This window comes from Hominenteromicrobium sp. (genome assembly GCF_046974225.1).
GTDB lineage: Bacteria > Bacillota > Clostridia > Oscillospirales > Acutalibacteraceae > Hominenteromicrobium > Hominenteromicrobium mulieris.
Genome location: NZ_JBKWAE010000004.1, coordinates 197,776 through 206,873, shown reverse-complemented (window position 1 = coordinate 206,873; position 9,098 = coordinate 197,776). Strand labels below are relative to the sequence as shown.

Here is a 9,098-nt window from a genome sequence, read left to right as displayed (position 1 = left end):
GTATGTACCGGCAGGCGCGGGCTTTACGCGCGGCTTCGGCGTGAATCCGCCGGCTTCCGCAACAGATTTTGTTTTCGGTGCTTCCCCGAACGGCTTCGCGCCGCCGAAGTTCGGCATAGAGACCGGGCGCGCGCTGTAATCGCGGGAGCGGGTGTGCTCGACGAGCGTTTCCGGGATTTCTTCCACAAAGCGTGAAACGCGGTTGCGGTTCGTCATGCCGAAGATCATGCGGGATTCCGCGTGGAAAATGTACAGCTCCTCTTTTGCGCGCGTGATGGCAACATACGCTAAACGGCGTTCCTCCTCCACTTCGGACGGTACATATACGCTCGCCATGCCCGGGAAAATGTTTTCCTCCATGCCCGGCAGGAACACCACCGGGAATTCGAGACCTTTTGCGGAGTGCACCGTCATGAGCACGACGGAATCGGCGTTATTATCGTAATTATCGATGTCCGTGATGAGCGAAACTTCTTCGAGAAAATCCGAAAGCGTGCCTTCTGGGTTTTCCTCCTCAAAACGGCGTAGGTTGGAAGCAAGCTCCTGCACGTTCGCGGCGCGGTCTTCTGCGGATTCCGGGTCGTCGGTCTTAAGAAAATTCAGGTAATCGATGCGCTCCACAAGCTCGTCATAAAGCTCGCCGAGCGTGACTTTTTCGTCGTTGTTGAGCTCGATGAGTCCCTGCATCTGTGCGGCGAAAAGCGTCATTTTGTTTGCGGCACGGGACAGTGCGGGATAGCCTTTCGCGTGCGAGACGACCTCAAACAGTGTCTCACCCGTCTGCTGACCGATCTGCGCCGCGACTTCGACCGAGCGGTCGCCAATGCTGCGCTTCGGCGTGTTGATGATGCGGCGCAGGCGCATTTCATCACTCGGATTGTTGATAACGCTCAAATATGCGATCATCTCGCGGATCTCACGGCGCTCGTAGAAGCGCGTGCCGCCTATAATTCTATGCGGTACGCCGGATTTTGCAAAATTGCGTTCAAATGTCAGCGACTGTGAGTTCATGCGGTACAAAACAGCGTAATCGGAGAATTTCCGCCCCGCAGCAACGCCGTCTAAGATGATCTTCGTGATACGCTCGGCTTCGTCCGTTTCGTTTTCCGCCGTGTGCAGGTGGATCATGGCGCCGGTGCCGTTCTGCGTCCACAGCGTTTTGCCTTTTCGCTCGGTGTTATGCTCAATGACGGCGTTCGCAGCGTCCAAAATGTTCTGCGTCGAGCGATAATTCTGCTCCAAACGAATGACCGTCGCATTCTGAAACGTATTTTCAAAGCTTAGAATGTTTTCGATCGTCGCACCGCGGAATTTGTAGATGCTCTGGTCGTCGTCGCCGACCACGCAGAGGTTACCGCTTTTTTCGGCCAGCATGCGCACAAATGTGTACTGCGCATGGTTTGTGTCCTGATACTCGTCAACCATTAGGTAGCGGAAACGGTTCTGGTAGTATTCCAGAACGTCCGGGCACTTTTTGAAGAGCTCCACTATTTTGTTGATGAGGTCGTCAAAGTCCATAGCATCGGCGTCTTCCAAACGCTTTTGGTACGTTGTATACGCGCGGGAGATAATCTTTAATCTGAAATCGTCGCCGACCGTGAGGGCGTACTCAGCAGGCGAGATTAAAGAATCCTTTGCCCGGGAAATCTCGTTCAAAATCGATTTTGGCGTGATGTTTTTTTCCGAAATATCGAGCTCTTTTAAGATGTTTTTCATCAAGCGGCGCTGGTCGTCGGTATCGTACACCGTAAAGTGCGAGGAATACCCGATGCGCTCGCCGTCACGGCGCAAAATACGCGCGCAGGTGGAGTGGAACGTCGATGCCCAAATGTCGTTGGCGGTCTCGCCCAGCATGGCACACAGGCGGTCTTTCAGCTCGCCTGCAGCCTTATTTGTAAAGGTAATAGCCATGATGCGCCACGGCGCGCAGGCAGAAACACTCAAATGCTCCTGTGTTTCCGTTGTGAGCGGCGTGCCGTTTTCAATATAAGCTTTGCACGCGGCAATATCATTTTCATCGAGATCGTCATGCAGATAGGTGCTGTTGTACGCGTCGCCGTAGCGTAGGATATTCGCGATGCGGTTGATGAGCACCGTTGTTTTTCCGCTGCCTGCGCCCGCTAAAATGAGCAGCGGGCCGTTTACGGTGAACACGGCCTGCTTTTGGCGGTCATTCATGCGTGCAAAGTCTTTTTCCAGCACCGCACGGCGCAGTGCAAGAATTTCCGATTTATCCATAGGTTCAAATGATCTCCGTTCTGTTGGTTCTGTGTCTTCTCGTTTTTCGGTTTCTATTTTACTATATCTTGCAAAAAAGTTCAATCGAACATAGAAAATTCCCGGGACGAGCTTTAAATCAGCCCCGAGAGGTTTATGTGTAAGTTAATATGACTTTACAAAGCAACTCAACTTTGCAAAGTCGATACGCTTTACATTACGCAAGCATCTTACGCACCATGTCGTAAAGCACGGGTTTCATATTGTCTATTGTATCCGGCTTATTTTCAATCATCGTGGCAAAGCAAGTGGAACCAATGAGCTCAACCACCAAAAACACGCGCTTATATAAGACATCTTCTGTGCAGCCCACGGCGAGCGAGCTGCTCTCAATGGCAGTGACAAGCTTGTCCCACAACGGGTCTTCTCTTAGATCAAGCTGCTTTTCAATCATCGGCCAGGAGAAATTGCGCTCCAAAAGCCGCAGTGTCAGACGGCTTCTTTTAAAGTATTCCACGATGTAATCGACCATGAGGATGATGTCTTCTACAAAAACGCCAGTCTTATGCTCTTCCGCATATTCATAGGCCTCACTCAAAACACGCGCAGAAATGCGGTATGTGAGCTGCTGCAGAAGCTGGGTTTTATCGTGAAAATACAGATAAAACGTACCCTTTGCGACGTTCGCTTTCTTTACGATCTCATCGACCGAGGTCTTGTTAACGCCCTTTTCAAGGAAAAGCTGATAGGCCGCCTCGAGCAGCCCCTCCTTTTTCTGTTCTTTTTTCTGTTCAACACCGCCGCGCATGGCTGTGGCCTCCCAACATTCAAATCTAACTGTGTAATCACTTCATTTGTTTTATAGTATAAGGCGGATACACCGTAAAAAGCAAGCCAAAAACAACATTTTGTACAGATTTGAATAAAATGACTAATAGTCAATTTATTTTGCCTACACAGTTCGTCACTTTTAATATTGACTATTGGTCATTTTTGGACTAAACTACATAACGAAATAAACGGGATGGTTCCCGAATGAAAGGAGCGGTGCTAAATGGAGCACTTTGCACGATGGATCGTGAAGCGCAGAAAGCTGATTCTTGTTTTAGCGGTTCTGCTTTTGATCCCCTCGGTGTTCGGTGCGCTCGGCACCTACATTAACTACGATATTTTGACCTACCTGCCGAAAAATCTGGATTCCATGATCGGCGAGACGTATTTGGAGGATGACTTCAATATGGCATCGGTTTCCATGATTACGGTTGAAAACATGTCTACGCCTGATACCTTAAAACTGAAAAGCGATCTTGAAGGGGTCGAAGGCGTACAGAAGGTCATGTGGACGAGCGATTTTATCGATGTGACGACGCCGAAGGAAATGCTTCCGAGCGATATTCAGAAGTTCTTCTATAACGATTCCGGCGCAACGATGCTCATCGTTCAGTTCGATGCCCCGAGCGCAGATGCCAGAACGATGAACGCGCAGAAGCAAATCAAGAACATCTTGAATAAAGATTGCTTCATCGGTGGTATGTCGGCTATTTTGGAAGATACCAAGAGCCTCATCAATAAAGAAATGCCCTTGTATATCCTTTGCGCTGTGGGCGCTTCGTTGCTGATTCTGTTCCTCAGCCTGAAAGAAACGATTGTGCCGCTTATCTTCATGCTCGGCATGCTGTTCCCAATCGTCTATAACTTCGGCACGAACATTTTCCTCGGCCAAATCAGCTACATTACGGAAGCATTGGCAACGGTCCTGCAGCTTGGTGTTACGATGGACTTCTCCATCTTCCTGCTGCACCGTTACGAAGAAGAAAAGCTGACGGCGGCATCCGATGAGGACGCCATGGTGGCGGCTATTAAAAAGACGTTTTCCTCCATTACCGGCAGCTCCCTTACAACGATTGCGGGCTTCCTTGCCATGTGCACCATGCAGCTTACGCTCGGCGAAGACATCGGCGTCGTCATGGCAAAGGGTGTTCTGCTCGGCGTTATCTGCACCATCACGGTTTTACCGTCCCTTATCATGACGTTCCGTCGTGCCATTGAAAAGCACACGCACCGCACGTTCATCCCGAAGCTCAAGCGTACCTCGAACTTCGTCGTGAAGCACCGTGTGCCGATTTTGATTGCGTTTATCATGATCTTCATTCCGTTCTTCATTGCACAATCAAAGACTTCCGTTTACTACACGATCTTTGATGCGCTTCCGCAGGACCTTCCCGGCATTGCGGGTACGAACCGCTTGAAGGAAGACTTCGATATGACAACGTCCCACTTCATCATTGTGGACGATACCCTTTCCGAAAAAAATCTCTCCGATCTTTCCGATGAGTTGAGCGACGTGGACGGCATTCACCAGGTTTTGAGCTATGAAAAGTTCGTCGGCGGCGCGATCCCGGAAATGTTTATTCCTGACGACGTGCGCGACATCTTTGAGGCCGACGGCCACAAGATGATCCTTGCAAACTCCTCCTATAAGAGCGGCAGTGACGAGCAAAATAACCAGCTCTCCGAAATGATCGATATTGTGAAAAAGTACGACCCGAACGGCGTCATCACCGGCGAAGGCGCGATGACGAAAGATTTGATCGAGGTTGCGGATGTCGACTTCAATAACGTCAACATCACAAGTATCATCGTCGTGTTCGTCATTATCGCCATCGTGTTCCGCTCCGCTTCTGTTCCGGTGCTGCTCGTTGCGGCGATTGAAAGCGCCATCATGATCAACCTCGGCATTCCGTACTTCACCGGCACGACGCTGCCGTTTATCACAAGCATCGTTATCGGCACCATTCAGCTCGGTGCAACGGTCGACTATGCGATCCTCATGACCACGCGTTTCCGCGAAGAGCGTAACGCGGGTCACACTGCAAAGGAAGCGGCTCAAATTGCCGTTGAACAGTGCAGTCAGAGCATTTTAACAAGCGGTCTCACCTTCTTCGCGGCAACGTTCAGCGTGTCCCTCGTCTCCCGTATGGAGCTTATCGGCGTGTTGTGCAAGCTCATCAGCCGCGGCGCACTCATCAGTATGGCAGTTATCCTGCTTGTGTTGCCGGCACTGCTCGTCATCACGGAGCCAATCCTCAGAAAGACCACGTTCCATTGGCTGAAAAAGCCCGAAATCACCGAGAAAAAGGCATAATCGATTCAGAGAAAGGATCTCGATCAATATGAGTAAGTATCTTACAAAATCCGTTGCGGCTACGATTTCCGCACTTCTCCTCCTCGGCTGCGCTGCCCCGGCCTTCGCGGCGGATGCTACCGTTGAGAAAAAAGAAACCTCTTATCTCATCCTGAACGCAGACGGTTCCGTGCAGGAGCAGGTCACCAGCGATTGGCTGCACAGCGATGACGGTTTTGATGCCGTTACCGACGAAAGCGACCTTTCCGATATCCAGAATCTCAAGAGCGACGTGATGCCGGAACAGTCCGGCAATACGCTCAAGTGGACGACGGACGAAACCGATATTTATTATCAGGGCAAGAACAGCGCACAGGCGCCTGTCGGCGTTTCCATCGAGTATACGCTGGACGGAAAGACGGTTACGGCCGATGAACTCAAGGGTCAGAGCGGCCACCTTGTCGCAACCGTTAAGCTGACGAACAACACCGGCGAAGAAGTGACCGTAAACGGTAAAAAGCGCACCGTCTATACCCCGTTCTTCACCGTTGCGGCGGCTGTGCTGCCGAGCGAAAACTTCAAGAACATCACGACAGAGCACGGTCTTGTGGAGTCTGATTCCAAAACGCAGGTTGCCTGCTACCTTGCGATGCCGGGCATGAAGGAAGCCGTCAGCGACCTGCTCCCCGACAGCTTTGATAAGCTCGACGACCTGATGCTCGATACCCTTACCCTCGAAGCGGATGTTACGGACTGCACCGTCCCGACGTTTCTCTTCGCCGCGGCTCCGAACCTTTCCGACCTCGACCTCGATGAGGCTTCCGACGAGCTTGGCGACACGATGAATGAGTTGACCGATGCAATCGATCAGCTGAAGGATGGTTCCGGCGCACTGGATGACGCTGTGGGCACACTTGTCGAAAGCCTTGACACGTTTGCTTCGAGTTACAGCCAGTTCGATGCCGGCGTGGACAGCGCTTTGAACGGCACACAGACCCTTGCAAACGGCACGGAAAACCTGCTTGAAAACGCACAACTCTTGGCAACGAAGACCGGCGAGCTTTCCCTCGGCGCTATTCAGCTGCAGAACAGTACCGCACAGCTTGCGGGCGTCATGAATCAGCAGCTTGTCCCGGGCCTTGTAGATGCTTCCGAAAAGAAGACCGCGCTTGAAGACAAAATGACCGAGCTTTCCGGCAAGCTGGAGACCGTTGAAATCCCGGATATGACAGCACTCAAAGCACAGCTCGGCGCAGGCGCTGAACAGGTTTTCGATGGCGCGGCGAGCGGCGCAGCGAAAGCGGCTTCCGAAGCTGCTGCAAGCAATGCGGCAACAGCGGCTTCCCAGAAGACGGCGGAAGAGATCAAGGGCAACGTGCAGGCGGCTTCTTCCTCTGAAGATGTCACAAATGCAGCCGCAGCCCTTACGACACAGCTTTATCAGGACGGTTATTCCGCAGGTTATCAGGCTTCAAAAACTTGTGTGGAGATGGCTTTAAATGAACTTGGCCTCGATGACGCGCAGAAAGAGGCTATTTTAAATGCTCTTGCAGCACAGCCTTCTACCTCTACCCCGAGCGCCGAAGTCATCAGTAACGGAACCGCGCAGGTTTCTGGCATGGTTGAGAAGATTGCTTCCGACATCGATCCCAACGCCATCGCATCGGCCGTTGGCCCGAAGGTTGCTGAACAGGTTGCCCCGATTGTTACAGAAGAAGTAACGTCTTCCGATGACCTTGCGGCGGCAAAGCAGAGCGCTGTGCAGCAGGTTGCAGCGGCAATTCCGGACATTAACACCGATGAGCTCAAGAGTTTGATGGGTGAATTCAAAGACCTCTCCTCGCAGGCAGGCGAAATGATGGACAGTGTTGATACGCTGACCGGCGCGCTGTATAACGCAGAGAATCCGGCAGATACCGACACGGTTGTCGGTGCGGCTAACGCGATTTCCGACGGTGCTGCAAAGCTTGGCAGCGGTGCTTCTCAGCTTGCAACCGGCACCTCTGCATTCGCAACCGGCGTAGGCACGCTCGATGCAGGCACCAACCAACTGCTCAGCGGCATGGAGACGCTCTCTTCCTCCAGCAAGACCGTATCGAATGCGATCGGTCAGTTCCAGACCGGCGGCGCAGAACTTAAAGACGGCACGTCTGAACTCAGCGACGGCATGACGGAGTTCTCCGATACAATCAATGATAAGCTCGACGGCCTCAGCGAAATTACCGACCCGGATTCCACGCTGGCACGCGTGATTGACATCATGAAGGATCGTGCGGACAGCTTCAAGGGCTCCGGCCGCGCAGACGGTACGGATATGACCGTAAGCTACGTAATGCGCACCGCAACGGACTCGAGCAGCAACAGCACGAGCACCACGGAAGAAACCACGACCGAGACTGAAACCAAAGACAGCTTCTGGAACCGTGTGGCAAACCTCTTCTCTAAGTAATTTAAAATAAAGCAAAGGAAGCAGGAACACATCGAAAGGTGCGCCTGCTTCTTTTTTATTGCTTTTTTCGGTGAAACGGTGTATGATTATCGTGTTTAAATTAGCAGAAAATGGGGTTGAAAAATGAAAAAACTATGCACGCTGTTCCTCACATTTTTGAAGATCGGCGCTTTCACGTTCGGCGGCGGCTATGCGATGGTTGCCTTGCTGGAAAATGAGTTTATCGCAAAGAAAAAGTGGATCGACAAAAAAGAGTTCCTCGACATGATCGCGATTGCGGAGTCTACGCCGGGCCCGATAGCTATTAACAGCGCAACGTATATCGGTTATCACATTGCCGGTGTGCCCGGCGCGGCGACGGCCACGCTTGGGGTGTGTATCCCTTCGTTTGTCATCATCTACCTCATTTCCCTATTCTTTGACCAGTTTTTGAGCTTGAAATTCGTTTCCTGCGCGTTCCGCGGAATTCAGGTGTGTGTTGTGTACCTCATCTTTTCCGCCGGTGTGCGCATGCTGAAAAGTCTTGAAAAGACGGCGTTCAATACCGTGCTTGTCACAGGCGTAGCGGTTTGCATGATAGCGTTTTCCGTTTTCGCTGTTTCGTTTTCGTCCATCTACTTTATTTTGCTTAGCGGTGTGGTTGGTCTTGCGGCCTACTTCATACAGCGCCTGCGTGGAAAAGGCGGTGACGTGAAATGATCTATTTTAAATTATTCCTGACTTTCCTTGAGATTGGCGCAGTGTCGTTCGGTGGCGGCTACGGCATGATCTCCCTCATCCGCGAAGCCGTGCTCTCGAATCACTGGCTTACGGAAAGCGAGTTCATCAACTTCATTGCGGTGTCCGAATCGACCCCCGGCCCGCTTGCCGTCAACATGGCGACGTTCATCGGATCTTCGCAAGGCGGCGTGTTGGGCAGTCTGCTCGCGACTTTGGGCGTGGTGCTCCCCTCGTTCGTCATTATTTTGCTCATTGCGGCAGTGTTGAGTAATCTGCTGAAATACGCCGGTGTACAGGCGTTTCTCTCCGGCGTGCGTCCGTGCGTGGTGGCGCTCATTTTGGCTACGGCGCTGACGATGGGTCTTAGCACGCTATTCAGCTTTACAACCATACGAAGCGCCCCCGAGGTTGATCTGCGCGGTGTTGTGATTTTGCTGCTGCTGATTATTCTGCACTTTGGCTATAAGCACTTTAAAAAGAAAGCACCCTCGCCCATTTTGATGATCGTGCTTTCCGCCGGTCTCGGCATTTTGTTCTACGCATTTTAAATTTTGGGAAAAGAAAAGACCTCTGCTCGGGCCAAACAGT

The 9,098-nt window shown here is 51.8% G+C and carries 6 protein-coding genes; 4 read left to right on the top strand and 2 right to left on the bottom strand.

The window, feature by feature from the left end:
- The coding region (locus ACLTX1_RS05140) for an ATP-dependent helicase (RefSeq protein ID WP_412330563.1) at nucleotides 1-2,238 on the bottom strand (2,238 nt) is incomplete at its 3' end.
- Between the two features lie 196 nt (nucleotides 2,239-2,434).
- Nucleotides 2,435-3,025, bottom strand: a complete 591-nt coding sequence (locus ACLTX1_RS05135; RefSeq protein WP_308448321.1) for a TetR/AcrR family transcriptional regulator — start codon at nucleotides 3,023-3,025, stop codon at nucleotides 2,435-2,437.
- Between the two features lie 246 nt (nucleotides 3,026-3,271).
- On the opposite strand from ACLTX1_RS05135, the gene ACLTX1_RS05130 reads away from it, so the two are divergent.
- The 4 genes from ACLTX1_RS05130 to ACLTX1_RS05115 all read left to right on the top strand — a co-directional run bounded on the left by ACLTX1_RS05130 (nucleotide 3,272) and on the right by ACLTX1_RS05115 (nucleotide 9,058).
- The gene (locus ACLTX1_RS05130; protein ID WP_308448322.1) at nucleotides 3,272-5,362 is read left to right on the top strand and encodes an efflux RND transporter permease subunit; all 2,091 of its coding nucleotides are present in this window, start codon (nucleotides 3,272-3,274) and stop codon (nucleotides 5,360-5,362) included.
- Between the two features lie 28 nt (nucleotides 5,363-5,390).
- A complete protein-coding gene (locus ACLTX1_RS05125) occupies nucleotides 5,391-7,790 on the top strand; it encodes a hypothetical protein (RefSeq protein WP_412330562.1) in 2,400 nt (799 codons plus the stop codon).
- 123 nt (nucleotides 7,791-7,913) lie between these two features.
- The gene (locus tag ACLTX1_RS05120; RefSeq protein WP_412264981.1) at nucleotides 7,914-8,489 is read left to right on the top strand and encodes a chromate transporter; all 576 of its coding nucleotides are present in this window, start codon (nucleotides 7,914-7,916) and stop codon (nucleotides 8,487-8,489) included.
- On the top strand, nucleotides 8,486-9,058 hold the full coding sequence (locus tag ACLTX1_RS05115; RefSeq protein ID WP_412330561.1) for a chromate transporter: 573 nt from the start codon (nucleotides 8,486-8,488) through the stop codon (nucleotides 9,056-9,058). The genes ACLTX1_RS05120 and ACLTX1_RS05115 overlap by 4 nt, the downstream gene beginning before the upstream one ends.
- Nucleotides 9,059-9,098 lie beyond the last annotated feature (40 nt).